Source organism: Streptomyces sp. NPDC102437 (assembly GCF_044765565.1).
Lineage (GTDB): Bacteria > Actinomycetota > Actinomycetes > Streptomycetales > Streptomycetaceae > Streptomyces.
This window is the reverse complement of the sequence record NZ_JBIWKI010000032.1, coordinates 1-23,821: the sequence shown is the minus strand read 5'-3', so window position 1 is coordinate 23,821 and position 23,821 is coordinate 1. Positions and strand designations below refer to the sequence as shown.

Here is a 23,821-nt window from a genome sequence, read left to right as displayed (position 1 = left end):
CCAGCGGAGCCCGGCGGTGACCGGGGGGCGAACCGGTCGCCGCCGGGCGGTTCGGGCAAGAGGTCAGCAGGCCCCGAGGTCCTGCCAGGCACCCCAGTCACCGGTGGAGCCGGGCTCCTCGCCCTTGTCGTACATCGTCGAGGTCAGCGTGGAGCCCGGCTCGTACTGGCCCTTGGCCGCGTTCCAACCGTAGTCGCCCGCGAGCTCCCAGATCATGGTGCCGCCGATGCCCTTGTCGACGACGTAGTCCGCCTTGGCGGCGACCGACTGCTCGTCCTCGGTGGACAGGAAGACCTTCTTCTCGGCGTTCCAGAGCCAGGGCGTGACCAGCGTCGAGTCGTACTTGCGGGCGTAGGTACCGGTCAGCTCGGTGCCGGCGGGGAATCCGTAGTCGGTGACGTAGTCGCCCACGACACCCTTCTCCAGGTTCTTCGCATGCCACATCGGGTTGGAACCGGCCGGTGATTCCTTGCCGTTGGTGTCCTTGTCGTGCCAGAGGTTGTCGATGCCGACGGCGCCGTCATCGCACTTGGTCAGGCCCGCACCGGCCGGGCAGTCGGTGGTGGCGGCCCGGCCGCACAGCCCGTCCGTGCCGCCCTGCACGTTCTTGAAACCGCGGGTGTAGTACGGCAGGCCGATGTTGATCCGGCCGGAGGGCATCGAACCGCGGAAGTAGTGGTACGCCCAGTCGGTGTTGAGATAGCCGGTGCCGCCGTACTGCGAGGTCGAGTAGACGCTCGCCTGGGCGAGTTCGGGGTCCTTGCCGTCGTCGAAGAGGGCGGCGTTGGAAACGACATACTCCTTCCAGGCGCCGTGCAGGTCGTACGACATGATGTTGACGTAGTCCAGGTACTTCTGGACCTGGAAGGTCTCCATCCCGCGCAGCAGATAGCCGGACGAGGGTGTGGCCACGCTCAGCAGGTAGTGCGTGCCGTCGGCGGCGGACGCCCGGTCGAGCTTCTCGCGCAGCGTCTTCATCAGCGCGGCGTAGCCCTTGACCAGACCGGCCCGGCGCGCGTTGGAGAGCGTCCAGTTCAGCGGGTTGCCCGAGTCCTTCATGGGCGTCGGGTACTCGTAGTCGATGTCGACGCCGTTGAAGCCGTACTTCTTGACGAACGCGACGGCCGAGTCGGCGAAGGTGTCGATGCCGGCCTGGTTGACCGAGCCGTCGGCGTTGGTCGCCATCGAGTAGAAGCCGCCCGTCCACCCGCTTGCCGCTGTCGTCGAAGTGGCCGCCGGTCTCGGCCCAGCCGCCCACCGACACCATGGTCTTCACGTTCGGGTCCTTCTTCTTGAACTTGTTGAGCAGGTTGAAGTGGCCCTTGCAGGGGAGCTCCGGGGCCATCTCGGCGCCCGCGACACCCGGCCAGGTCATGCCGGTCGAGGCGTCGTCCGGCCCGTCGGTGCCGACCGAGAGCTTGTTGCCGCCGTCGACATGGGCGAACGCGTAATTCAAATGGGTGAATTTGTCCCAGGGGATGTCGGGGACGAGATGAGCGGGTTAGCCGTCCTTGCCGGTCCGCCGGCCGGTGAAGTGCCCGATGACGCGCCGCTGGTGGTCGGCGCCCATCTTCTCGCGGCCCTCGCTGTCGTAGACGGAGCAGTAGGGAACGGAGACACCGGGCGTCTCGTAGAGCCCGTCGGGGCGACAGGACTCCTGGTCGGCGGCGGCCGACGGGGTGGCGGCGAGTGAGTCCATCCGCAGTCCGGCGACGGCTACGCCGGCTGCGAGCAGGGTGGCTCTCGCGCGGGTGGGGGACAGCACGTTCGGTTCCTCCCGGGGAGGTTCGGCGGAAACACAACTGGCAAAGGGGTGGGTCGTGTTGGTGCCCGGGTGTGCGCACACATTGGTGCCCGCGTGTGCGCATACCGCGGGACCGCTCCTCGGAGGTGACGCAGAGATTAAAAGGATTAGACCAGTGCATCAATAGGTCTGGACCTTTAAGCGTCAACTTCTTCGGCTCGATCCAGATGAAGGGGCCCTCGTCCTGGCAGCCCTGTGAGCCAGTCCACAGGTACTCACCCGCATGGTCCACCGCCCGGCGTGGCACACTGATCGTGTACCAGCAGCAGCGCACTCCGGGGTCGGTGCAATTCCGAACCGGCGGTTATAGTCCGCGACCCGTCCGCATCCAGCGGCCGGTTGACCAGGTGGGATTCCTGGACCGACGGTTAAAGTCCGGATGGGAGGCAGTGCGCGGCGGGCCGTTTCGCGGGTACGCCGCCGTCGGCGGATGGTTTTCGGGCGACCGATCCATCCGTTTTTTCCCGGCATTTCCGGCGTTCCCCCGTGGCGTTCCGCTTCATCTGTCGTCATCGACAGGCCCCGGAGTCCGTGCCCGAAGAGGCAGGAGGACCCGGTGGACACCGCAGCCGACATCACCGCCATGCGCCGTGCGATCACGCTCGCCGCACGCGGTCTCGGCTCCACCAGCCCCAACCCCGTGGTCGGCTGCGTCATCCTCGACGCCGCGGGCCGCCCGGCCGGAGAAGGCTTCCACCAGCGGGCCGGCGGACCGCACGCCGAGATCCACGCCCTGCGCGAGGCGGGCGACCGGGCCCGGGGCGGCACCGCCTACGTCACCCTCGAACCCTGCAACCACACCGGCCGCACCGGCCCCTGCGCCCAGGCACTCATCGAGGCAGGGCTCGCCCGCGTCGTCTACGCCGTCGGCGACCCGGACCCGCAGGCCACCGGCGGTGGCGACACCCTGGGCGCGGCCGGGATCAAGGCCGAGCAGGGGCTCCTCGCGGACGAGGCCGAGGCGGGCAACGCGGCCTGGCTGACCTCGGTGCGCCTGGGCCGCCCGTACGTCCTGTGGAAGTACGCGGCGACCCTGGACGGCCGGATCGCGGCCGCCGACGCCACCAGCCGCTGGATCACCTCCGCCGAGTCCCGCGCCGACGTCCACCGGCTGCGCGCCGAGGCCGACGCCGTGGTGGTCGGCTCCGGCACCGCCCGCACCGACGACCCGCAGCTCGGCGTACGCGGCATCGACGGCGCCACGCAGCCGCTGCGGGTGGTCGTCGACACCGGCGCCACCGCCGTACGCCCCGGCGCCCGGGTCCTCGACGGCACCGCGCCCACCCTGGTCGCCGTCGCCGAGGACGCCGACGCCGGACACCTGCCCGAAGCCGCCGTCCTGCGGCTGCCGCGCGCCGCCGCCGGCCCAGGCCTGGACATCCCCGCCCTGCTCCGTGCCCTGCACGGGCGCGGCATCCGCTCCGTACTCCTCGAAGGCGGCCCGACCCTGGCCGGGGCCTTCGTGGCCGCGGGAACGGTCGACAAGGTCGTCGGCTATCTCGCTCCCGTACTCCTCGGCGCAGGCCCCGCGGCCCTCGCCGACGCCGGAATCTCCACCATCGCCGAGGCGTTGCGCCTCGATGTGACCGAGACCGTCCGCATCGGCCCCGATCTGCGCATCACCGCCGTCCCCGGCCCTGCCCGGAAGGGAAACTGAGTGTTCACCGGAATTGTCGAAGAACTGGGTGAAGTCACCGCCGTCGAGCAGCTCGCCGACGCCTCCCGCTTCCGCCTGCGCGGCCCCGTGGTCACCGAAGGCGCCAAGCACGGCGACTCCATCGCCGTCAACGGCGTCTGCCTCACCGTCGTCGACCTCGGCGACGGCGAGTTCACCGCCGACGTGATGGCCGAGACCCTGAACCGGTCCAGCCTCGGCGCCCTGGACACCGGCTCCCGGGTCAACCTGGAACGCCCCATGGCGGTCGGCGGCCGGCTCGGCGGACACATCGTCCAGGGCCATGTCGACGGCACCGGGCACATCGTCGAGCGCAGGATCTCCGAGAACTGGGAGATCGTGAAGGTCTCCCTCCCCGCGCACCTGAGCCGCTACGTGGTGGAGAAGGGATCCATCACCGTCGACGGCGTCAGCCTCACCGTCGTGGACGCCGGACCCGACTACTTCACCATCAGCCTCATCCCCACCACCCTCGCCCTGACCACGCTCGGCATCAAGGAGCCCGGCGACCCGGTCAACCTGGAGGTGGACGTCATCGCTAAGTACGTCGAGCGGCTGCTCGGCAACACCGCGCAGACGCCCGAGGAGCCGGTCCGGTGACCGCCCTGCACTGGCTGAACTCGGAGGCGTTCACCGTCTTCGGGCAGCACATCATCTGGTCCGACATGATCGGTAACACCGTCGGCCTGATCGCCCTGACCCTGGGCTGGCTCCGCTCCATCTGGACCTGGCCCGCCCAGCTGCTGTCCGGCGTCGTCCTGGTCGCGGCCAACGCCTCCGTGCACCAGGCGGGCAGCGTCGGCAAGCAGCTCGTCGTCATCGCCGTGGCCGTCTGGGGCTGGCAGCAGTGGACCCGGGGCCGGCAGCAGGCCCAGGACGGCTCCATCGCCGTACGGTTCGCCACCTGGCGCGAGCGCGGCTACCTGCTGGGCGGCGCCGCGCTCGGCACTCTCGCGGTCGGCGGCCTGTTCACCGCGTTCCCCTCGCTCTCCTGGAGCCCGTGGGCGGACGCGTACATATTCGCCGGGACCCTCGTCGCGATGCTCGCCCAGGCCCGCGGCATGGTCGAGTTCTGGTTCGCCTGGCTGCTGGTCGACCTGGTCGGCGTACCGCTGAACTTCCACAGCGGGCTCGCCTTCTCCGGTCTCATCTACGTCGTGTACGGCGCCCTGGTCCTGTGGGGCATGCGCGACTGGTGGCTGCGTTCGCGGACACCCGCTCTGGAAGGAGCCACGGCATGACTGCCCAGCCCACCTGGCTGCACCGGGAACACGAAGGTGCCGCCGAGGACCTCCGCCTCGACCCGGTCGAGCAGGCGATCCGCGACATCGCCGCCGGGCGGCCCGTCGTGGTCGTCGACGACGAGGACCGGGAGAACGAGGGCGACCTCGTCATCGCCGCCGAGAAGGCCACCCCCGAGATCGTCGCGTTCATGATGAGCGAGTGCCGCGGCCTGATCTGCGCACCCATGGAGAACGACGAGCTGGAACGGCTCGCGCTCCCGCAGATGGTCGACCACAACACCGAGTCGATGCGCACCGCGTTCACCGTCTCCGTCGACGCGTCCCCCGTCCAAGGCGTCACCACCGGCATCTCCGCCGCCGACCGGGCCACCACCCTGCGGCTGCTGGCGGGCGGCGAGGCCGGCCCCGGCGACTTCGTACGGCCCGGCCACATCTTCCCGCTCCGCGCCCGCTCCGGCGGCGTACTGGTCCGCAACGGCCACACCGAGGCCGCCGTCGACCTCGCCAGGCTCGCCGGGCTGAGGCCCGCCGGGGCCATCGTGGAGATCGCGGGCGAGGACGGCATGATGCTGCGGCTGCCCCAGCTCGTCCCGTTCGCCCGCAAGCACGGCCTCACGATCATCTCCATCGAGGACCTGATCGCCTACCGCCGCAGCTCCGAGCCGACCGTCCGCCGCGAGGCCGAGGTACGGCTGCCGACGGCCTTCGGCGCGTTCACCGCGTACGGCTACCGCTCCACCACCGACGGCGTCGAGCACGTCGCGCTCGTCCACGGAGACCTCGGCGACGGCGGCGACGTCCTGGTCCGGGTCCACTCCGAGTGCCTGACCGGCGACATCTTCCAGTCCCAGCGCTGCGACTGCGGCCCCCAGCTGCACGCGTCCATGCGCCGGATCACCGAGGAGGGCCGCGGCGTCGTCGTATACCTGCGCGGCCACGAGGGCCGGGGCATCGGCCTGCTGTCCAAGCTGCGCGCCTACGAACTCCAGGAGCGCGGCATCGACACCCTCGACGCCAACCTGGAGCTCGGCCTGCCCGCCGACGCCCGGGACTACGCGGCCGGCGCCCAGATCCTCAAGGACCTCGGCGTCAACAGCCTCAGGCTCATGACCAACAACCCCGACAAGACGGCCGCGATCCTGCGGCACGGGCTCGCCGTCACCGGCCGCGAGCCGATGCCCGTCCAGGCCGGCGAACACAACCTCCGCTACCTGCGCACCAAGCGCGACCGCATGGGTCACGACCTGCCCTGGCTCGACACCGCCACGGCGTCGACCTGCGGCAACCAGTAACGATCACGGAAACGAGCGACAGGAGAGACATGAGCGGCAAGGGCGCACCCGAACTGTCCGTACGCAACTGCGGTGACCTGCGCGTGGCGGTCGTCGCCGCGCAGTGGCACGAGAAGATCATGGACGGCCTCGTCGACGGCGCCCTGCGCGCCCTGCACGAACTCGGCATCGACGAGCCGACCCTGCTCCGGGTGCCCGGCAGCTTCGAACTCCCGGTCGTCGCCAAGGTCCTCGCGGGCCGCGGCTACGACGCGGTCGTCGCGCTAGGCGTGATCATCCGCGGCGGCACCCCGCACTTCGAATACGTGTCCCACGGCGTCACCAATGGCCTCACCCAGGTCGCCGTCGACACCGGAGTACCGGTCGGCTTCGGCGTACTCACGTGCGACACCGAGGAGCAGGCGCTCGACCGGGCAGGCCTCGAAGGGTCCAACGAGGACAAGGGGCACGAAGCCGTCACCGCGGCCGTCGCCACCGCCGCCACGCTGCGTACGGTCAGCGAGCCCTGGCGCTGAGCACCGGGTGCCGACCCCGTACTCTAAGACCATCATGGCGAACAAAACCTTCGAAGAGCTCTTCGCCGAGCTGCAGCTCAAGGCCGCCAACGGCGACCCCTCCACCTCCCGTACCGCCGAGCTCGTGGACAAGGGCGTCCATGCCATCGGCAAGAAGGTCGTCGAGGAGGCCGCCGAAGTCTGGATGGCCGCCGAGCACGAGAGCAAGGACGCCGCCGCCGAGGAGATCTCCCAGCTGCTGTACCACGTCCAGGTGATGATGGTCGCCCGCGGGATCTCGCTCGACGACGTCTACGCCCACCTCTGAGCACCACCTCCGCACCAGTACGTCCGCACATCCGCACCGGTACTCCCTCCTCGCAAAGGAACCTGACCTCATGCTGCGCATCGCCGTCCCCAACAAGGGTTCACTCTCCGGGCCTGCGATGGCGATGCTCCATGAGGCCGGCTACCAGCAGCGCAAGGAGTCCAAGGAACTCGTCCTCGTCGACCCCGAGAACGAGGTCGAGTTCTTCTACCTGCGGCCGCGCGACATCGCGATCTACGTCAGTTCCGGCCGGCTCGACATCGGGATCACCGGCCGCGACCTGCTGCTGGACTCCGGCGCGGACGCCGAGGAGATCCTCCAGCTCGGTTTCGCCCGCTCCACCTTCCGCTACGCCACCAAGCCCGGCACGGCCAAGGGTCCGCAGGACTTCGACGGCATGACGATCGCCACGTCCTACGAGGGCATCGTCGCCAAGCACCTCGCCGACATCGGCGTCAACGCCTCCGTCGTCCACCTCGACGGCGCGGTCGAGACCGCCATCGAGCTCGGTGTCGCCCAGGTCATCGCCGACGTGGTGGAGACCGGCACCAGCCTGCGCAACGCCGGACTCGAAGTCATCGGCGAGCCGATCATGAAGTCCGAGGCCGTCGTCATCCGCCGCACCGGCGCACCGGACGACGACCCCAAGGTGCAGCAGTTCCTCCGCCGCCTCCAGGGCGTCCTGGTCGCCCGCTCCTACGTGATGATGGACTACGACTGCCGCGTCGAGCACCTGGAGCGCGCGGTCGCCCTCACCCCGGGCCTGGAGTCGCCGACCATCTCGCCGCTGCACCACGAGGGCTGGGTCGCCGTCCGCTCCATGGTCGCCGCCCGGGAGGCCCAGCGGATCATGGACGATCTGTACGACCTCGGCGCCCGCGCCATCCTCACCACCGCCATCCACGCCTGCCGCCTCTGACGGCCCGGCGACCACCCGGAAGACAGAAGGACAACATGTCCGCCCCCGCACCCCGGCCCGAACTCCCCACCCTCCCGGTCACGTTCCGGCCGACCCGGACCCGGGTGGTCCTGCTGACCGTGGGGGCGGTGATGTTCCTCGTCATCACCGTCGTCGCGCTGACCCTGGAGCAGCTCGGTCCGGGGGAGCGGGCCAGCTTCGTCTTCACGGCACTGCTGTTCTTCGGAGTGCTCGCGCTGCTCAGCCGCCCGAAGGTCGTCGCGAACGAGGACGGGGTGACCGTGGTCAATCTCACCCGGACGCGCCGGCTGTCCTGGGCGGAGATCCTCCGGGTCAACCTGCGCGTCGGCGACCCCTGGGTCTTTCTGGACCTCAGCGACGGGACCAGCATGCCCGCCCTCGGCATCCAGCCGGGAATCGCCAAACAGCAGGCCATCCGTGACGCCCGTACCCTCCGCGCCCTCGCCGAGAGCCGCGGCACCGGAACAGACATCGGCTGAGCCCCCTGCCCCGTACGGCCTCTTCTTGATTACTCTGGAGGGCGGAGGTGCCCCTGTGCACCCCGCCCCGCACCAGAGGTCCATGAGACCGGCGGGGCTTTCCTGCGACCCAAGGAGTGACTCCTTCCAGCAATGGACGGATCGTCCGGTAGTACCTGCGCCGCCCCTTCCCCGGAGGCGGCGGCATGACCACCCCCCTGCTGCTTCTGAGCGCGGCATTCCTTCTCATCCTCGCCAACGGATTCTTCGTGGCAGCCGAATTCGGGCTCGTCACGGTGGAGCGGCCGGACGCCGAGCGCGCCGCCGCCGAGGGCGACCGGCGGGCCCGTACCGTCGTCGAAGCCCTGCGAGAACTCTCCTTCCAGCTCTCCGGCACCCAGCTGGGCATCACCATCACCTCATTGGTCGTCGGCATGCTCGCCGAACCGGCCCTCGCCCAGCTGCTCGACGGCCCGCTCACCGCGACCGGGCTGCCCGACGGAGCCGTCCCCGGCATCAGCGTGGTGATCGGGATGATGGTGGCCTCCGCCGTCCAGATGGTGATCGGCGAACTCGTGCCCAAGAACTGGGCGGTCTCCCGGCCGCTCCAGGTCGCCCGGTTCGTCGCCGGTCCCCAGCACCGTTTCTCCGCCGTGTTCCGCCCGGTGATCAGCCTGCTGAACACCGTGGCCAACCGGCTGGTGCGGCTGCTCGGCGTCGAACCCACCGACGAGCTGGCCTCCGCCCGCACCCCCGGGGAGCTGGTCTCCCTGGCCCGGCACTCGGCCGAGGCCGGCACCCTTGAACAGGACACCGCGGACCTCTTCGTACGGACCCTGTCGCTCGCCGGACTCACCGCCCAGCACGTCATGACCCCACGGGTGAAGGTGAGCGCCCTGCAGTCCTCGGCGACCGCACAGGACGTCCTCAACCTCACCCGCGCCACCGGCCTCTCCCGCTTCCCCGTCTACCGGGAGCGGATCGACGAGGTCGTCGGCATGATCCATCTCAAGGACGCGCTCGCCGTGCCCGCCCACGACCGGCTGCGCACCCCCGCCGGACGGATCGCCGTACCGCCGCTGCTGGTCCCGGAGACACTGCCCGTCGAACAGCTGCTCCAGCGGCTGCGCAACGAGCAGCCGATCGCCGTCGTGGTCGACGAATACGGCGGCACCGCCGGAGTCGTCACCCTGGAGGACATCATCGAGGAGCTCGTCGGCGAGGTCAGGGACGAGCACGACGCCGAGGGCGCCGACCGGCCCGAGCTGGCCCCCGCCGCCCCGGAGGACGGCCGCCCGGCCTGGGACGCCGAAGGCAGCTGCCGGGTCCTCACCCTGCGCCGGATAGGGCTCGACGTCCCCGACGGGCCGTACGAGACCGTGGCCGGACTCGTCGCCGATCTGCTGGGACGCATCCCCGCCCCCGGCGACCGGGCCGAGCTGCCCGGCTGGCGGATCTCCGTCCGCCAGGTCGGCCACTACCGTGCCGAGAAGGTCCGCTTCGTCCGCACCGCCGAGGTCCCGGTGGCCGAGGACGTCCTGGAGGCCGCGCGATGAGCCTGGTCCAACTGCTCTTCGCCGCGCTCCTCGTGCTGGCGAACGGCTTCTTCGTCGGTGCCGAGTTCGCCCTCGTCTCCGTACGGCGCAGCCAGGTCGAGCCTCTCGCGGCGGCCGGCTCGGGCCGAGCCCGCCAAGTGCTGTACGGGCTGGAGAACCTGCCGCAGATGATGGCCGCCGCCCAGTTCGGCATCACCGTCTGCTCACTGACCCTCGGTGCGGTCGCCGAACCGACCGTCGCTCATCTGCTGGAGCCGGTCTTCCAGGCGATCCACCTGCCCGAGGGCCTCATCCACCCGCTCGGCTACGTCCTGGCGCTCGCCCTCGTGGTCTTCCTCCACCTCGTCATCGGCGAGATGGTCCCGAAGAACCTCGCGATGGCGGCGCCGGAGAAGACCGCGCTCTGGCTCAGCCCCGGCCTCGTCGGCTTCGCCCGCGTCTGCCGCCCGGTCACCGCCGCACTGGGCGCCTGCGCCCGGCTGGTGCTCCGGATCTTCGGCGTCGAACCGAAGGACGAGGTCGAGGCCGTCTTCACCAGCGAGCAGCTCAACCGGCTCGTCGAGGACTCCGGCCAGGCCGGTCTGCTGGAGCCGGAGGCGCAGGAGAGGCTGGAGGACGCCCTGGAGCTGGGCAGCAGGCCCGTCACCGATGTGCTGCTGCACCGCGCCTCCCTGGTGACCGTGGACCCGTCCGTCACCCCGCACCGGATCGAGGAGCTGACCGTACGCACGGGCTATTCGCGGTTTCCGGTGTGCGCGGAGGGCGGCGGTCCGTTCATGGGCTACCTCCACGTCAAGGATGTGCTGGACCTGGAGGACGGCGAGCGGGCCGTCCCCCAGCACGTATGGCGTCCGATGGCGACCGTACGGGCCGAGCTGCCCCTCGACGACGCCCTGACCGTGATGCGCAGGGCGGCCACGCACCTGGCACAGGTCGCCGACGCCTCCGGCCGGATCCTCGGCCTGGTCGCGATGGAGGACGTCCTGGAGATGCTCGTCGGCGAGGTGCGCGACCCGGCCCACCGGGTGGCGGTGCCACGCCGCGCGGCGGAGCCCGCGAGCACGACGACCGGATACGGCGAACTCACCGCGTCGGTGCGTTAGGGTCTTTCGTTTGGATCAGGCCGGATCAGGCACCGGGGCACGCGAGCCCGGCATGATCCAAACGAGAGGCCCTGGTCGTACTTCCGGCTGCTGGAGAGGCCGTGGCCCCGCCCCTCCGGAAGACCGGGCTCACAGCGCCGGTGGCTCCTGCTGCCCCCGGTCCACCGGACCCCGGCCCGACAGCACCTCGCCGTACGCCTGCATCAGGTCCGGCAGCCGCAGGGTGGCCAGATCGTCCCGGCTCGGCACCCCCGGATAGCCGGATAGCCGCAGATCGCGGTAGGCGCAGCTCTTCTCGTACAGGGTGCGCAGGAACCGGCCGTTGCCCAGCTCGTCGATCCAGCCCTGCTCGACGACATGGCCGCTGACGGAACGCAGCTCGTCCAGGGACTCCTCGTCCCACGCGTCGCCGTTCTCCGCCGCCAGCACCTCGCCGATCGAGGTGAGCTCCAGCGGCCGGTAGCTCGGGAAGTCCACCCGGGTGGTGAAGCGCGAGGAGAGCCCCGGATTGGTGGCCAGCAGCCGGTCCATGCCCTCTGGGTAGCCCGCGAGGATGACCACGAGATGGTCCCGGTTGTCCTCCGCGCGCTTGAGGAGGACCTGCAACGCCTCGTCGCCGTACGCGTCGCCCTTGCTGTAGCCGCTGTTGGCGAGGCTGTACGCCTCGTCGACGAAGAGCACCCCGCCGAGCGCCGAGTCGATCAGCTCATTGGCCTTGACCGCGGTCTGGCCGAGGAACTCGCCCACCAGGTCCGCCCGTTGGGCCTCGACCAGATGGTCGCCGCCCAGCAGCCCCAGCGCGTAGAAGACCCGGCCCAGGATGCGGGCCACCGTCGTCTTGCCGGTCCCGGACGGGCCGGAGAAGACGAAGTGGCGCTTCGGCGGCTGCACGGGCAGGCCCTGACCGGCCCGCAGCCGCGCCATGTTCAGCTGCGCGGACAACGCCTTGACCTGGCGCTTCACGGGCTCCAGCCCCACCATCCGCTCCAGCTCGGCCAGCGCCTCGGCGAGCAGCACCGGATCGCTGGGCCCCGCGGGGAACGGGGACGGCGGCTGTCCGGGCGCCGTGCCCCTGCGCCGTGCCCCGCCGGACGGCGGCGGCATCACGACGCCCGGAAGGCCGGACGTCTCGCTGCCGGGCCGCAGCTCCCGGCCGTCCACCGGATCGGCGCCGGGCAGCGGATCCGCTTCCGGCTGCGCCTCCGACACGGTGCCGTCCGTGCCGAGCCCGGCCAGTGACACGGCGGCCAGGCCCGCCGCCTCGTCGGAGCCCTCCAGGCCGTCGTAGTCCGCGATCGCGGCGAGCCGGGCCGAGGTGTCCATGAACGCCGGGTCGATCCGGTGCACCGCCCGGTAGAGCGGCAGGGCGGCGGCGCTGCGGCCGGTGCCCTCGTGCGCACGGGCCAGCCAGTAGCGCAGCTCCTTGCGTTGCGGCTGCTCGCTGCGACAGCGCATCAGCGCGGTGGCGAGCAGCGGCTCGGCCTGCCCGTACATCTCCAGACGCACCCGGGCCATGCCGCCGAACAGCCCCGCCTCGATGCCGAGCAGCGGATCGTCCACCAGCTGCTCGGTGTTGCGTACGAGCAGCTCCCAGTCCTTGACCAGGTACGAGCGGCAGGCGTGCAGAAAGCGTACCTGCGGGTCCGCGTCCACCGGCGGCAGGCCCGCGAGGGCGCGGTCCAGCTCGGGGACGTGGCGGCCGTCCAGCCAGTGCGAGGCGTGCGCCAGCAGCAGGTCGCGTGCGCTCTCCAGCACCGGCTGCACCCACCAGCCCAGCCAGTACCAGGAGTTGAGCGTGCGCCTGTGGCGGGTGCGCTGCTCGCCGAAGCGCTCGCGATGGCGGTACATGCGCAGCAGCGCCGTCGTCGTGTCGACCCTCAGCGCATGGAGGCCGAGCCAGCCGTCCGCCATGCCGGGATCGAGCCGGACCGCGGCCCTGAACTCCTCTTCTGCCTGTGGGTAGGCGCCCATGGTGTAGGCGTCCACGCCGCGCAGCCAGGCGAGGTCGGCCGGGGCCTGTGCGCCCTGCGTGCCGATGTCCATCTGGTCCCCCACAAACCGTGCCCCCAGGATGTCCCGCCGCACGATTCTGCCCACCCGGGGGCGCCGAATCACTTTGCCACGGACGGGAATTGACCGCACCGAGAGGCATCGTACCTGCGCAGGGGGTGTGCGGCTAAGAGCGCCGCAGGCCGAAGGGAGGCCGTGACCCAGGGTGAGCGGAATCCGCCGGACCGGTGTGGGGGAGGGGGCGCGAGGGCAGAACGAAGCCCCCGATCACGGGGGAACAACCGGGGGCTTCGCGTCTGTCGGGGCTTCGAAAAGCCGCACATTGAGAACGTAAGACCTGTACCGCCCTCGGGTCAAGCAGAGTTGGGGCACTTCCGGGGTGATTTCTCACCATTCAGGACGACGGGGCCACGTGCTCACGGTCCGTGACGGAATGGTTCGTTCCTGCTGCCGTTCCGGGCCCCTCCAGCAACTCGTACCCCACCGGCAACTGCCGTACCAGAGTGTCCGCGTGGGGGCGGGAAGGGTCGGCCGAGAAGTGCTGCGCCTCGGCCGCCGTCCACCCGTCCCAGAACTCCGAGAGCGCCGGCCCGTCCCTGCGCCGGCCGCGCTCCCAGGACCGTGCGGCGGGAAGGTCCATCCACAGCAGCCGGGCCAGCGACGGCCGCAGTGCCCGGCGCCCGGCCCCGACCCCCTCGATCAGGACCACCGGCGCGGGCTCCAGGGCGCGCGGCGTTCCGAAGCTCCGCGCGGTCCAGTCGTACGGCGCGTACCGCGCGCGCTCGCCGCGCTCCAGTGGTACGAGCACCTGCTTCCGCAGCCGGTCGGTCCAGGTGAAGAAGGAGTCGTGCGCGGCGATGTCGTCCAGGTGCAGGACGGGGGCGCCGCCGAGCGCGGCGGCCAGGCGGGCGGCGAAGGTGCTCTTCCCCGAGCCTGCGTGGCCGTCCACGGCGATCAGCCGGACCGGTCCGCAGGACGGTGCCAGGGCGTGCAGCCGCCCGGAGAGGAGCGAGAGGTCGTTCATGCCCACCAGCCTACGAGCCGCTCCGGAGCAACCGCAGGTCATGTCAGTGGTCCACACCAATATTGGTTTGCCGACGTGAGTCGAATCGCTGGCCGGATCCGGTCACGACCCGCAATAGTTGGCGCACTGTCGTGCACCTGGGGTCTTTCGTTTGGGTCAGGCCGGATCAGGCGCCGGGGCACGCGAGCCCGGCACGATCCGGACGAGAGGCCCCAGCCGGCCCCATTTCCCATTCCGCTTCCGACCGGGGGTCTCGCCCATGAACAGACCGACCTCACGCCGAACCGTGCTGACCGCCGCGCTGGCGGCAGCGGCCACCGCCGGGGCGGTGTCGTCCGCAGGCTCCGCGACCGCCGCCGGGGCGTTGCCGTCCGCCGACGCCCCCTCCGCCACCCCGCCCCACGCCCGCTCGGCCAAGGCTCCTGCCGTGGACAACCGTTTCTGGCACAGCTACACCGACTGGCGCTCCGGGACCGGCGCCGGGACGCGGGCCGTCGCGGGCCGCCGTCCCGGGCTGGTGATCGACCACGCCACGGCGCGCACCGACTACACCGATCCGCACACCGGCAGGACCGCCACCTGGGAGTACGCGACCTGGACCTCGCCGGTCCACCGGTCCTCGGTTCCGGCGACCGAGGTGATCGCCTCCTGGAACGCCGACACCCCGGCGGGCACCTGGATCCAGATCGAGCTCCTGGGCAGCTACTCCGACGGAACCTGGACACCCTGGTACGTCATGGGCCGCTGGGCCGCCGGCGACGGCGACATCCGCCGTACCTCCGTCGACGACCAGACCGACGGCAAGAGCTCCATCTGGACCGACACCTTCTCGGTGGACGACCCGGCGAGCGGACTGCGACTGGACTCCTACCGGCTGCGGCTCACCCTCCACCGCACCCCGGGCAGCCGCCTGACGCCCACCGTCCGGCGGATCGGCGCGATGGCCTCCGACATCCCGGACCGCTTCACCGTGCCGGCCAGCACCCCCGGCCTCGCCCGCGAGCTGCGGGTCCCGCGCTACTCGCAGAATGTCCACGCGGGCCAGTACCCCGAGTACGACAACGGCGGCGAGGCCTGGTGCAGCCCCACCTCCTCGCAGATGATCATCGAGTACTGGGGCCGCCGCCCCACCACCGAGGACCTCTCCTGGGTCAAGCCCGGCCTGGCCGACCCCCAGGTCTGCCACGCCGCCCGGTTCACCTACGACTACCAGTACGAGGGCTGCGGCAACTGGCCGTTCAACGCCGCGTACGCCGCGACGTACGACGAGATGAGCTCGGTGGTGACCCGGCTGGACTCGATCGAGGACCTGGAGGCACTGGTCCGCGCGGGCATCCCGGCCATAACGTCGCAGTCCTTCCTCAAGGAGGAGCTGACCGGCGCCGGCTACGGCACCTCCGGCCATCTGATGACCGTGATCGGGTTCACCGACGACGGCGACATCATCGCGAACGACCCGGCCTCGCCGGACAACGAGGCGGTGCGCCGGGTCTACAAGCGCCGGGAATGGGAGAACATCTGGCTGCGCACCAAGCGCTACGACGCGAACGGCAAGGTCAGAAGCGGCACGGGCGGCGTCTGCTACCTCTACTGGCCCGCAAGGCCGACACCGGGTCAGCGCCGCGTCCTGGCGTCGTTCGGCCTGCTGTGAGCATGTGCGGCGCCACGGCCGCCTCGATCACCTGACGGCATCGTTCCCGGCCGTTCTGGGTGGGGTGGCCGTACTTGTCCACCGTGACCTTGATCGAGCGATGCCCGAGCCGGCGAGACACCTCGTGAACGGACACGCCGCTCGTCAAGGTCACGGTGGCCCGCTTGTGTCGCAAATATTCGGGCAGCCCGAGTCGCTTGATGGCCCGATCCCACTACTTGCGTAGGAGATCGGGGTACGGCAGGCCGCCGCTTGCGTCATGGACCGGAAGTCCCCCGATCACCGGCGGTCGTTCCGGCAACTGCGCCAGCCGTTCGAGGGTGCGCAGCAGTTCGTCGTTGCGGTTGTGGGTGATGACGACGGTCACGCGCGGGTGGCTCATATCGTCGCTCCTCCCGCCGGGGGGGGGCCTGCCTCGGTGTCCGAGTAACCGAGCGAGCCGATGCCATGCGACGCCCCTGCTGTCAGGTGTAGGTGTACGGCGTGGGGGACGTGGCCGTGGCTCCGGTGGAGGTCGTCGCGACCACGGCCACGGGGCCGGGGGTGGACGTCGGCGGTGTGACCGTCTGGACCTTGATGTCGGACATGACCTTGAACGAGAGGGCCCGCACGCCGCCGAAGGTGACGCTGGTGACCTTGGACAGGAAGGTGCCGTTGAGGTTCACGATGCGGCTTCCTGTGCGGGGCCCGGAGGTGGGGCTGATGCTGGTGATGACGGGGCTGCCGATGTAGGTATAGGAGAGGCTGTCGGATACGCCTCCCGGGCTGACCATGTAGATGGGGACGGTATGGGCGAGGGCCGACGGCGGGACGGTCACGGTGAGTTGGGTGTCCGACAGGACGGTGGCGGGTGCCTCGACGGTGCCGAACCGTACGGTCTTGACCCCGACGAACCGTTGTCCGGTGAGGGTGATGGTGTTTCCCCCGTTCATCGACCCGGAGGTGGCCGAGATCTGGTTCACGACGGGCAGCCGGCGGTAGTAGTAGTGGCCGACGATCGCCGTTCCGCCGCTGGCGGTCACGGTGACGGGTACGGCTGATCTGATGGCGGAAGGCACGGTAACGCTCAGCGTGGTGTCGTTGACCACGACGAAGTCCGTGGCCGGCCGGATCCCGAAGCGGATGGCGGTCGTCCCGAGGAAACCCCGGCCCTTGATGATCACGGTCGTTCCGCCGCCCCGGGGGCCGGTGTTGGGGGAGATGCTGGCCGGCCTTCTCAGGACGCCGACCGTGTTGTCGCCGTGGTCGACGACATACAGGTATCCGCCGTCCGGTGTGGTTGCCACCTCGTGGGGTCCGGCGAATCCCGGGATCGTTTCGCTGACGCTGTTGCTGCTGGGGTTGATCACCGTCAGCGAGCCGGCGCCGGTCATCGATGCGTAGACGAGTGTCCCGTCCGGGGAGGCGGTCAGATAGGAGGGGCTGCTCGCGACGGTGATCGTGTCGGTGACGGTGTTGGTGGCCGTGCCGATGACACTCACCTTGCGGGCACCGGAGTTCGCCACGTACACACGGGTGCCGTCGGGCGTGGCGGCCACGCCCAGCGGCGCGTTGAAGCCGGTCAGGGTGGCCACGACGGTGTTGCCGACCGTGTCGATCACGCTCACGGTGCCGCCGGTGGAGTTGCTGACGTAGGCCCGTAGCCCGTCGGGGCGGACGGTGACGGCCTGGGGGCCGTTCCCCACGGTGATGGTGGCGGTGACGGTGTTGGTGGCCGTGCTGATGACACTCACGGTGTTGGCACTGGAGTTCGCCACGTACACACGGGCCCCGTCGTGTGTGACGGCCAGTCCGCGCGGAGCGTTGAGGCCGCCGACGGTACCGACGAGGGTGGCGGTGGCCGTGCTGACGACGGCGACGGTTCCCGAGCCGGGCATGGTCACGTAGAGGTACCGGCCGTCGGGGGTGACCGCTGCAGCCCATGGGCCGGCCCCCACACCGATGGTGGTGACGACGGCGTCCACGGCGGTGTCGATCACGCTCAACGTGTTGCTGCCCGAGTTGGTCACATAGGCGCGCACCCCGTCGGGCCGCATGGCGACGGAATGGGGTGCCGGTCCCACCGGGATCGTTCCGGCGTTGGCCACCGGGGGCAGGGCAGCGGGCGAGGAACTCCCGGACTTCTCGATTTCTGGCGGGGCTTGACCGACTGGCATTGCCGACTCCTCTCGACCGGACTCCCGAAACGGTGAGTGTCAGAGCGAGTTGAGGATTTCATGCTCTGCGGTCCCATAACGCCCGCGAATTTCAGGAGTCGATTCCGCGCGTTCCCCTGATCGTCCCACCCGTTGCGACCCTGCATAAGTGGTCAACCGAAGCACTCGGGCGCAGATTTCGCCACCGGGAACTAATTCATCTTGTCATATTCACCACTCAGTGCATCATATGTGCCCTGCTACATCCCTGGAATGCCTGCTTCAGTTTTATGCAGGACGCCCTGCGCGAGGACCCAACCACACTGAAATGGCGCCGACATCACAGGCCATTCGTGGTTCCGCAAGCAGGGCCGCCATCCCGGCGAAGCAGACACCCAGCACGAAGGAGAAGCCCATGGTCACTCTGGACCCGAACCAAGGACCCACCTCGGGCGGTAACCAGGTCGTCCTCACCGGCACGAACTTCACGGGCGCCACCAGTGTGAAGTTCGGCACCAAATCGGCCACCTTCACGGTCGACAGCGTCACCCAGATCACCGCTGTGGCACCCTCGAACAACGCTGCGGTCCAGGTCACCGTCACCACGCCGGGCGGAACGACATTGCCGGTCTGGTACTACTACATCACGCCTCCGACGAAATCGGGCCTCAGTGCGACCATGGGACCGCTCGGCGGCATCCCGGTCACCCTCACCGGTTCGAGCCTGCAGACCGCCACATCGATGTCCTTCGGCTCCAACACCGCCGTTCCCACCGTGGTCAACGACACCACGCTGAACGTCCAGGTTCCCCCCGTGACCACCCCCCAGACCGTCCCGGTCAGCGTCACGACCAAAGGCGGCACCACCAACGGGCTCACCTTCGCCTACGTGGCCGCTCCGACGGTGACCAGCATGGACCCCACCACCGGGCCGGACTACGGCGGCACGGCCTCCACCATCATCGGCACCAACCTCAGCGACGTCGTGGACATCTCGTACGGCCCCGACTCGACCGCCTACAACATCCTCGACGACACCACCATCGTCGCCTACTCCCCGGGCGGCACCGGTACGGTCACCGTCACCCTCACCAGCGCGGGCGGCAGCGACTCCTCGCAGTCGTTCACCTACACCGTCACCCCCGGCTGAGCCAGCCGAGAACGCGCAGAACTCTCGAGCCCGCCTGCGGAACCGGCGCACACAGAACCGGTTCCGCGCACGACTGTTCGGCGCTCGTGCCGACGGGGCCGCGGGACGGTTCCCCGGGTGGTTCAGCGCACCCGGAGTGCCTCGCGGAGGGTGGTGAACAGGTCGGTCTGGTCGGTGACGCCCAGGACCCGGAAGGCCTGTGGGCCCTGGGCCGCGATCCGGACCTCGGTACCGGTGTGCTCCTGCGACTGGCCGGGCGTGTTGGTCGAGTAGTTGACCTTGATCTGCTGGCCCTCGTCGGTGACCAGAGTGGAGGTCAGGCCGGGCGGCTGGGCCTCCAGGGGCACGACCTGGCTGCTGTGGCCGTGGTCGGCGGTGGTGACGACGAGGGTGTCGGGGTGCTTGGCGGCGTACGCGCGCGCCGTCTTCACCGCGCGGTCGAACGCGGCGGTCTCGCCGATCTGGCCGCACGGGTCGGCCGCGTGGTCCTGCTTGTCGATCGACGCGCCCTCGACCTGGAGGAAAAAGCCCTTCTTGCCGTGGTTGCGCTTCTGCTTCGCCTCCAGGAGCTGGATGGCCTTGGCGGTCTGGTCGGCGAGCTCAGGGGTGCCGACGGGGCGGTTCGGGTTGGAGGTGACGCAGCGCTGCGGGTCGGTACCGCCGACCGCGGCGGGCTTGCCGGTCCACTCGGTGGGAACGTTGCCGGGCGCGAAGAGGCCGAGCACCGGCTTGCCGCCCTTGACCGCCTTCAGGGAGGCGTTGTCGGTGACGACCTGGTAGCCCAGCTTCCGGGCCTGCTCGGTGACGGTCAGGCCCTTGTACCGGCCGTCGGTCACCTTCTGGTCGAAGCGCTGCTTGCCGCCGCCGAGGAGGACGTCGACCTTGTGGTTCACGCTCTGCTCGGCGATGGAGCCGGGGCCGCCCTTGGCGATGGTGTCGGTGGGGCACTTGGCCATGTCGGCGGGGCCCTGGCAGGAGCGGTCGGTGGCGTGCGAGGCCAGGACGGCCGGGGTGGCGTCGGTCAGCTCGGCGGTGGTCACCGAGCCGGTCGCGTACCCGCCCTTCTGCGCCAGTTCCAGAATGGTCGGTACGGCCTTGTCGCTGCCCGGAGTCTTGGAGATCCGGCCGTTGACGGTCTTCACGCCGGTCGCCCAGCCGGTGCCGCTGGCCGCGGAGTCGGTGACGTAGTCGGGAGTTCCGTCCGCGTGCACGGCGTAGGTCGTGTACGCGCCGGTCAGCGGGAACTTGTCCATGTCAAGGCGGCCGGCCGCACCAACCGTGTAGTCGCGGGCGAGGGTGATCTCCGAGTCGCCCATGCCGTCACCGATGAGCAGGATGACGTTCTTCGCCCTGCCGTCCTTGATGGCGGCCTTCGCGTGTTCCTTCGTGCCGGACGCACCGGCCGTCGCCGTGAGGGCGACCGCGACGGTGGCCGCGGCGACGACGACCGCACCGGTGGCCATCAGGTGACTGCGGGAAAGGCGCTGACTGGGCATGGAATCTCCTTGATCCGGCCGGCGGGGAGCACCGACGTGGATCACCTCATCAGCGGTGGGTGAACCGTCGGTGACGTGGAAGCCGCGTCGGTCCTGCCGGGACGTGGCATCGGTGGCACGTGCTTGTTCCCCGTACGCCGACGGGCCCCGGCGGAAGAAAATCCGCCGGGGCCCGCTGTCCGGATGCGTACGGCCGGTGGCCGGGGTCCGGTGTCAGTCCGTGCCGGACTCCATCGCGGCGCGGTCCAGCATCGTCTCCTCGTCCGTGGCCTCGCCGCGGGAGGCGATCGCCTGGGCGCCGCCCTGGTCCATGGCGCCGATCAGACCGGTCGAGGCGGCCTGAGCGGCACCGATCGGCGTCGGGTGGCCGCTGCCGACCAGGCCCAGGCCCGCGTACTGCTCGAGCCGGGCACGGGAGTCGGCGATGTCCAGGTTCCGCATGGTGAGCTGGCCGATCCGGTCCACCGGGCCGAACGCCGAGTCCTCGGTCCGCTCCATCGAGAGCTTGTCCGGGTGGTAGCTGAACGCCGGGCCCGTGGTGTCGAGGATCGAGTAGTCCTCGCCGCGCCGCAGCCGCACAGTCACCTCGCCGGTGACGGCCGCGCCGACCCAGCGCTGGAGCGACTCGCGGATCATCAGCGCCTGCGGGTCCAGCCAGCGGCCCTCGTACATCAGCCGGCCGAGGCGACGGCCCTCGTTGTGGTACGCGGCCAGGGTGTCCTCGTTGTGGATCGCGTTGACCAGGCGCTCGTAGGCGATGTGCAGCAGCGCCATACCGGGGGCCTCGTAGATGCCGCGGCTCTTGGCTTCGATGATCCGGTTCTCGATCTGGTCGGACATGCCGAGACCGTGGCGGCCGCCGATCGCGTTGGCCTCCATGACGAGGTCGACCGGGGAGGCGAATTCCTTGCCGTTGATGGTCACCGGGCGGCCCTGGTCGAAGCCGACCGTGACGTCCTCGGTGGCGATCTCCACCGACGGGTCCCAGAACCGCACACCCATGATCGGCTCGACCGTCTCGACGCCGGTGTCGAGGTGCTCCAGGGTCTTGGCCTCGTGCGTGGCGCCCCAGATGTTGGCGTCCGTGGAGTACGCCTTCTCCGTCGAGTCCCGGTACGGCAGCCCGTGTGCGAGCAGCCACTCGGACATCTCCTTGCGGCCGCCCAGCTCCGTGACGAAGTCCGCGTCCAGCCAGGGCTTGTAGATCCGCAGGTGGGGATTGGCGAGCAGGCCGTAGCGGTAGAACCGCTCGATGTCGTTGCCCTTGAACGTGGAGCCGTCGCCCCAGATCTGCACCCCGTCCTCGAGCATGGCCCGTACCAGCAGCGTGCCGGTCACGGCGCGCCCCAGCGGCGTGGTGTTGAAGTACGGGCGGCCGCCCGACCTGATGTGGAACGCACCGCAGGAGAGCGCCGCAAGCCCTTCCTCGACCAGCGCGGCACGGCAGTCGACGAGCCGGGTGATCTCGGCGCCGTACGCGGAGGCACGGCCGGGCACGGACGCGATGTCGGGCTCGTCGTACTGGCCGATGTCGGCGGTGTACGTGCAGGGGACGGCGCCCTTGTCGCGCATCCAGGCGACGGCTACGGAGGTGTCGAGCCCGCCGGAGAAGGCGATGCCGACGCGCTCGCCGGTGGGGAGGGAGGTGAGGACTTTGGACATGGCAAGATTATGCACCGCATCGCATGACCATGCAACATCCCTCATCGCTGATCACGGCGGGCCGGCCCCCGGCGGGGGCCCGGCCCGAAGCGGCAGATCGTCAGGAGCTGCAGGTCACCTTCATCTGGGCGGCGGCGTGATGTGCCTTCTCCCATCCCTTCGACCAGTCGTCGCCACGGTCGAGCAGCTTCACCCCGATCGTGGAGCCGTTCAGCGCGAAGGTGCCGGCCGAACTCCCAGGTACGGCCGAGCTGGAGGTTCTGCTGCTCCCACGGCACCGCCGTGGCCCGCGCCTTCGACTTGCCGGTGCACGGATCACCGGCATCGAGACGCGCCGGCATCACCGGCAGCCTGACCTTCTCGCCGTCGGCCGCGGCGGCCGGACCGGCCACCGGCAGCACCATCGCCGCGGCCGCAACCCGTCCGGTGCGGCGGCCGGGGCCGCGCCGCACACCGCTGTCGGCGTCATTCGGGCACCGCCTGCGGGCGTACGACATCCTCCGGGAGCAGCAGCCGCAGATCGTCCAGACCGGGCGCCGCCATGGTGCTCACCCGGCCCGCCTGACGCGTCATCATTCCCTCCAGGACCTGCCGGGCCAGCCGCACGTTGCCGAACGAACGGTCCCTGGGCAGAGCGTCGAAGTACTCCCGCATGACCGCTCCCGCACCCGCACCGCACTCGTACCCGGACGCGGACGCGTGCTGGCGGACGATGGTGACCAGCTCGTCCGTCACCACCATCCCGGCGCCGCGCGGATTGCGCACCCGGCAGTCGCGCAGCGCCACCGAGCCGGACCCGCGGGCCAGCAGCGCGGTCCACGACGCACCGGTGATGTCGCAGCCGTCCATCGCGATCTGGCCGCGCGGCGCGTCCACCACCGGCAGCTCCTCGTCGCGGCCGCGCAGCACCAGATCGGTGAGCATCACGGCTTCGGCCTGGAGCACCACCGCGCTGCCGCGGGGCGGGCATATCTCGACGCTGCCGCGGGACTGCTCGGCGACGACGGTGACGGGGACGGTGATGACCAGACTCTCGGCGTAGGTGCCGGAACGGACGCTGATCACGGCGCCGTTGCGCGCCCTGGCCAGCGCTTCACCGATCGTTCGAAAGCCGTCGGGCCGCTCGGGACAGACCGTCAGAACCTGGCGTGACAAGCGGAATCCTCGTCCTCGGGGCCACACCGCGGTCCTGGGAACACATGGTCGGAGCGGGTGCGGCTCCATCATGCCGGAGTGATCCGCTTGCGCATCGGCCGGAGCGGGAACGCCGTGTGAACCACGTCCTGTCGGACCCCGCCGGATCACCCCAACACGGACGAAAACGGGGCGGAGGGCTGACCGGCCCACCGCCCCGTCCGCTGGTGTCGTGACCAGGTGCTCCTACGGCACCAGGGCCCCTCTAGTTGATCGCCTTGATCAGCTCGCCGTCGGCGGTGTCACCGCTGAGCTCCCAGAAGAAGGTGCCGCCGAGACCCTGCTGGTTCTTCCAGTTCATCTTGGTGGCGATGGTGGCCGGGGTGTCGTAGCTCCACCAGTTGGTGCCGCAGTGGGCGTAGGCGGTGCCGGCGACGGTGCCGGTGGCCGGGCAGCTGTTCTTGAGGACCTTGTAGTCCTCGATGCCCGCCTCGTAGGTGCCGGGTGCGGCGCCGGTGGCGGTGCCGCCGGGCGCGTCCTGGGTGACGCCGGTCCAGCCGCGGCCGTAGAAGCCGATGCCGAGCAGCAGCTTGGACGCGGGGACGCCCTGGGCCTTCAGCTTGGCGATGGCGTCGGCGGAGTTGAAGCCGGCCTGCGGGATGCCG

At 70.2% G+C, this 23,821-nt stretch carries 20 protein-coding genes, 1 pseudogene and 1 riboswitch; of the genes and pseudogenes, 12 read left to right on the top strand and 9 right to left on the bottom strand.

Annotated features, from left to right (window positions below; translation table 11 throughout):
• Window positions 1–126: 126 nt before the first annotated feature.
• Window positions 127–1,765 (bottom strand): annotated as a pseudogene (locus tag ACIRJP_RS31400) (glycoside hydrolase family 18 protein); the annotation flags it as partial.
• 305 nt (window positions 1,766–2,070) lie between these two features.
• Window positions 2,071–2,201, top strand: a riboswitch (FMN riboswitch).
• 159 nt (window positions 2,202–2,360) lie between these two features.
• Here ACIRJP_RS31400 and ribD point away from each other — a divergent pair.
• From ribD to ACIRJP_RS31350, 10 genes are all read left to right on the top strand, one after another.
• Window positions 2,361–3,461: a bifunctional diaminohydroxyphosphoribosylaminopyrimidine deaminase/5-amino-6-(5-phosphoribosylamino)uracil reductase RibD gene (ribD, locus tag ACIRJP_RS31395; protein ID WP_404181365.1), complete on the top strand. Its 1,101-nt coding sequence runs from the start codon at window positions 2,361–2,363 to the stop codon at window positions 3,459–3,461.
• Entirely contained in the window at window positions 3,462–4,079 is a 618-nt protein-coding gene (locus ACIRJP_RS31390) for a riboflavin synthase (protein WP_404181362.1), read from the top strand.
• Window positions 4,076–4,720 (top strand): nicotinamide mononucleotide transporter family protein, encoded by a 645-nt coding sequence (locus tag ACIRJP_RS31385; RefSeq protein WP_124718907.1) that lies wholly within the window; start codon window positions 4,076–4,078, stop codon window positions 4,718–4,720. The genes ACIRJP_RS31390 and ACIRJP_RS31385 overlap by 4 nt, the downstream gene beginning before the upstream one ends.
• Window positions 4,717–6,015, top strand: a complete 1,299-nt coding sequence (locus ACIRJP_RS31380; protein ID WP_404181357.1) for a bifunctional 3,4-dihydroxy-2-butanone-4-phosphate synthase/GTP cyclohydrolase II — start codon at window positions 4,717–4,719, stop codon at window positions 6,013–6,015. Before ACIRJP_RS31385 ends, ACIRJP_RS31380 begins: the two co-directional genes overlap by 4 nt.
• Before the next feature lie 29 nt (window positions 6,016–6,044).
• Window positions 6,045–6,530 (top strand): 6,7-dimethyl-8-ribityllumazine synthase, encoded by a 486-nt coding sequence (gene ribH / locus ACIRJP_RS31375; protein WP_124718909.1) that lies wholly within the window; start codon window positions 6,045–6,047, stop codon window positions 6,528–6,530.
• A 34-nt stretch (window positions 6,531–6,564) separates the two neighbouring features.
• Window positions 6,565–6,837, top strand: a complete 273-nt coding sequence (locus tag ACIRJP_RS31370; protein WP_018524273.1) for a phosphoribosyl-ATP diphosphatase — start codon at window positions 6,565–6,567, stop codon at window positions 6,835–6,837.
• A 70-nt stretch (window positions 6,838–6,907) separates the two neighbouring features.
• Window positions 6,908–7,756, top strand: coding sequence for an ATP phosphoribosyltransferase (gene hisG, locus ACIRJP_RS31365; RefSeq protein WP_404181353.1), 849 nt, complete (start codon window positions 6,908–6,910; stop codon window positions 7,754–7,756).
• 35 nt (window positions 7,757–7,791) lie between these two features.
• Complete coding sequence (locus ACIRJP_RS31360; protein ID WP_358943930.1) at window positions 7,792–8,256, top strand: PH domain-containing protein; 465 nt, start codon at window positions 7,792–7,794, stop codon at window positions 8,254–8,256.
• A gap of 185 nt (window positions 8,257–8,441) precedes the next feature.
• The gene (locus ACIRJP_RS31355) at window positions 8,442–9,791 is read left to right on the top strand and encodes a hemolysin family protein (RefSeq protein WP_404181350.1); all 1,350 of its coding nucleotides are present in this window, start codon (window positions 8,442–8,444) and stop codon (window positions 9,789–9,791) included.
• Window positions 9,788–10,894, top strand: coding sequence for a hemolysin family protein (locus ACIRJP_RS31350; protein ID WP_266735727.1), 1,107 nt, complete (start codon window positions 9,788–9,790; stop codon window positions 10,892–10,894). The genes ACIRJP_RS31355 and ACIRJP_RS31350 overlap by 4 nt, the downstream gene beginning before the upstream one ends.
• A 129-nt stretch (window positions 10,895–11,023) precedes the next feature.
• On the opposite strand, the gene ACIRJP_RS31345 is transcribed toward ACIRJP_RS31350, so the two are convergent.
• Window positions 11,024–12,937, bottom strand: a complete 1,914-nt coding sequence (locus ACIRJP_RS31345) for an AAA family ATPase (RefSeq protein ID WP_404181346.1) — start codon at window positions 12,935–12,937, stop codon at window positions 11,024–11,026.
• A gap of 361 nt (window positions 12,938–13,298) precedes the next feature.
• Window positions 13,299–13,928: a uridine kinase gene (locus ACIRJP_RS31340; RefSeq protein ID WP_404181344.1), complete on the bottom strand. Its 630-nt coding sequence runs from the start codon at window positions 13,926–13,928 to the stop codon at window positions 13,299–13,301.
• A 259-nt stretch (window positions 13,929–14,187) separates the two neighbouring features.
• Here ACIRJP_RS31340 and ACIRJP_RS31335 point away from each other — a divergent pair, with 259 nt between their 5' ends.
• On the top strand, window positions 14,188–15,579 hold the full coding sequence (locus ACIRJP_RS31335; protein WP_404181341.1) for a peptidase C39 family protein: 1,392 nt from the start codon (window positions 14,188–14,190) through the stop codon (window positions 15,577–15,579).
• 214 nt (window positions 15,580–15,793) lie between these two features.
• Here the strand turns inward: ACIRJP_RS31335 and ACIRJP_RS31330 are convergent, their stop codons facing one another.
• Together ACIRJP_RS31330 and ACIRJP_RS31325 are read right to left on the bottom strand one after the other, a co-directional pair.
• The gene (locus ACIRJP_RS31330) at window positions 15,794–15,961 is read right to left on the bottom strand and encodes a hypothetical protein (RefSeq protein ID WP_404181338.1); all 168 of its coding nucleotides are present in this window, start codon (window positions 15,959–15,961) and stop codon (window positions 15,794–15,796) included.
• Window positions 15,962–16,043: 82 nt separating this feature from the next.
• Window positions 16,044–17,735, bottom strand: coding sequence for an IPT/TIG domain-containing protein (locus tag ACIRJP_RS31325; protein WP_404181335.1), 1,692 nt, complete (start codon window positions 17,733–17,735; stop codon window positions 16,044–16,046).
• 394 nt (window positions 17,736–18,129) lie between these two features.
• On the opposite strand from ACIRJP_RS31325, the gene ACIRJP_RS31320 reads away from it, so the two are divergent.
• A complete protein-coding gene (locus ACIRJP_RS31320) occupies window positions 18,130–18,864 on the top strand; it encodes an IPT/TIG domain-containing protein (RefSeq protein ID WP_404181332.1) in 735 nt (244 codons plus the stop codon).
• A 122-nt stretch (window positions 18,865–18,986) separates the two neighbouring features.
• Here the strand turns inward: ACIRJP_RS31320 and ACIRJP_RS31315 are convergent, their stop codons facing one another.
• From ACIRJP_RS31315 to ACIRJP_RS31300, 4 genes are all read right to left on the bottom strand, one after another.
• Window positions 18,987–20,360 carry an alkaline phosphatase gene (locus ACIRJP_RS31315; RefSeq protein WP_404181329.1) on the bottom strand — a complete coding sequence of 458 codons (1,374 nt, stop codon included), beginning with the start codon at window positions 20,358–20,360 and terminating at the stop codon, window positions 18,987–18,989.
• Window positions 20,361–20,573: 213 nt separating this feature from the next.
• Complete coding sequence (argG, locus tag ACIRJP_RS31310) at window positions 20,574–22,022, bottom strand: argininosuccinate synthase (protein ID WP_351264708.1); 1,449 nt, start codon at window positions 22,020–22,022, stop codon at window positions 20,574–20,576.
• 465 nt (window positions 22,023–22,487) lie between these two features.
• On the bottom strand, window positions 22,488–23,177 hold the full coding sequence (locus ACIRJP_RS31305) for a hypothetical protein (protein ID WP_404181326.1): 690 nt from the start codon (window positions 23,175–23,177) through the stop codon (window positions 22,488–22,490).
• 244 nt (window positions 23,178–23,421) lie between these two features.
• A partial coding sequence (locus ACIRJP_RS31300; protein WP_404181323.1) for a glycosyl hydrolase family 18 protein occupies window positions 23,422–23,821 on the bottom strand: 400 nt, incomplete at its 5' end.

Excerpts from the sequence above, each read along its gene's own strand:
- ACIRJP_RS31380 (WP_404181357.1), top strand. The coding sequence starts at position 4,717 with ATGACTGCCCAGCCCACCTGGCTGCACCGGGAACACGAAGGTGCCGCC.
- ribH (WP_124718909.1), top strand. The coding sequence starts at position 6,045 with ATGAGCGGCAAGGGCGCACCCGAACTGTCCGTACGCAACTGCGGTGAC.
- ACIRJP_RS31370 (WP_018524273.1), top strand. The coding sequence starts at position 6,565 with ATGGCGAACAAAACCTTCGAAGAGCTCTTCGCCGAGCTGCAGCTCAAG.
- hisG (WP_404181353.1), top strand. The coding sequence starts at position 6,908 with ATGCTGCGCATCGCCGTCCCCAACAAGGGTTCACTCTCCGGGCCTGCG.
- ACIRJP_RS31360 (WP_358943930.1), top strand. The coding sequence starts at position 7,792 with ATGTCCGCCCCCGCACCCCGGCCCGAACTCCCCACCCTCCCGGTCACG.
- ACIRJP_RS31355 (WP_404181350.1), top strand. The coding sequence starts at position 8,442 with ATGACCACCCCCCTGCTGCTTCTGAGCGCGGCATTCCTTCTCATCCTC.
- ACIRJP_RS31350 (WP_266735727.1), top strand. The coding sequence starts at position 9,788 with ATGAGCCTGGTCCAACTGCTCTTCGCCGCGCTCCTCGTGCTGGCGAAC.
- ACIRJP_RS31345 (WP_404181346.1), bottom strand. The coding sequence starts at position 12,937 with ATGGACATCGGCACGCAGGGCGCACAGGCCCCGGCCGACCTCGCCTGG.
- ACIRJP_RS31340 (WP_404181344.1), bottom strand. The coding sequence starts at position 13,928 with ATGAACGACCTCTCGCTCCTCTCCGGGCGGCTGCACGCCCTGGCACCG.
- ACIRJP_RS31335 (WP_404181341.1), top strand. The coding sequence starts at position 14,188 with ATGAACAGACCGACCTCACGCCGAACCGTGCTGACCGCCGCGCTGGCG.
- ACIRJP_RS31330 (WP_404181338.1), bottom strand. The coding sequence starts at position 15,961 with ATGAGCCACCCGCGCGTGACCGTCGTCATCACCCACAACCGCAACGAC.
- ACIRJP_RS31325 (WP_404181335.1), bottom strand. The coding sequence starts at position 17,735 with ATGCCAGTCGGTCAAGCCCCGCCAGAAATCGAGAAGTCCGGGAGTTCC.
- ACIRJP_RS31320 (WP_404181332.1), top strand. The coding sequence starts at position 18,130 with ATGGTCACTCTGGACCCGAACCAAGGACCCACCTCGGGCGGTAACCAG.
- ACIRJP_RS31315 (WP_404181329.1), bottom strand. The coding sequence starts at position 20,360 with ATGCCCAGTCAGCGCCTTTCCCGCAGTCACCTGATGGCCACCGGTGCG.
- argG (WP_351264708.1), bottom strand. The coding sequence starts at position 22,022 with ATGTCCAAAGTCCTCACCTCCCTCCCCACCGGCGAGCGCGTCGGCATC.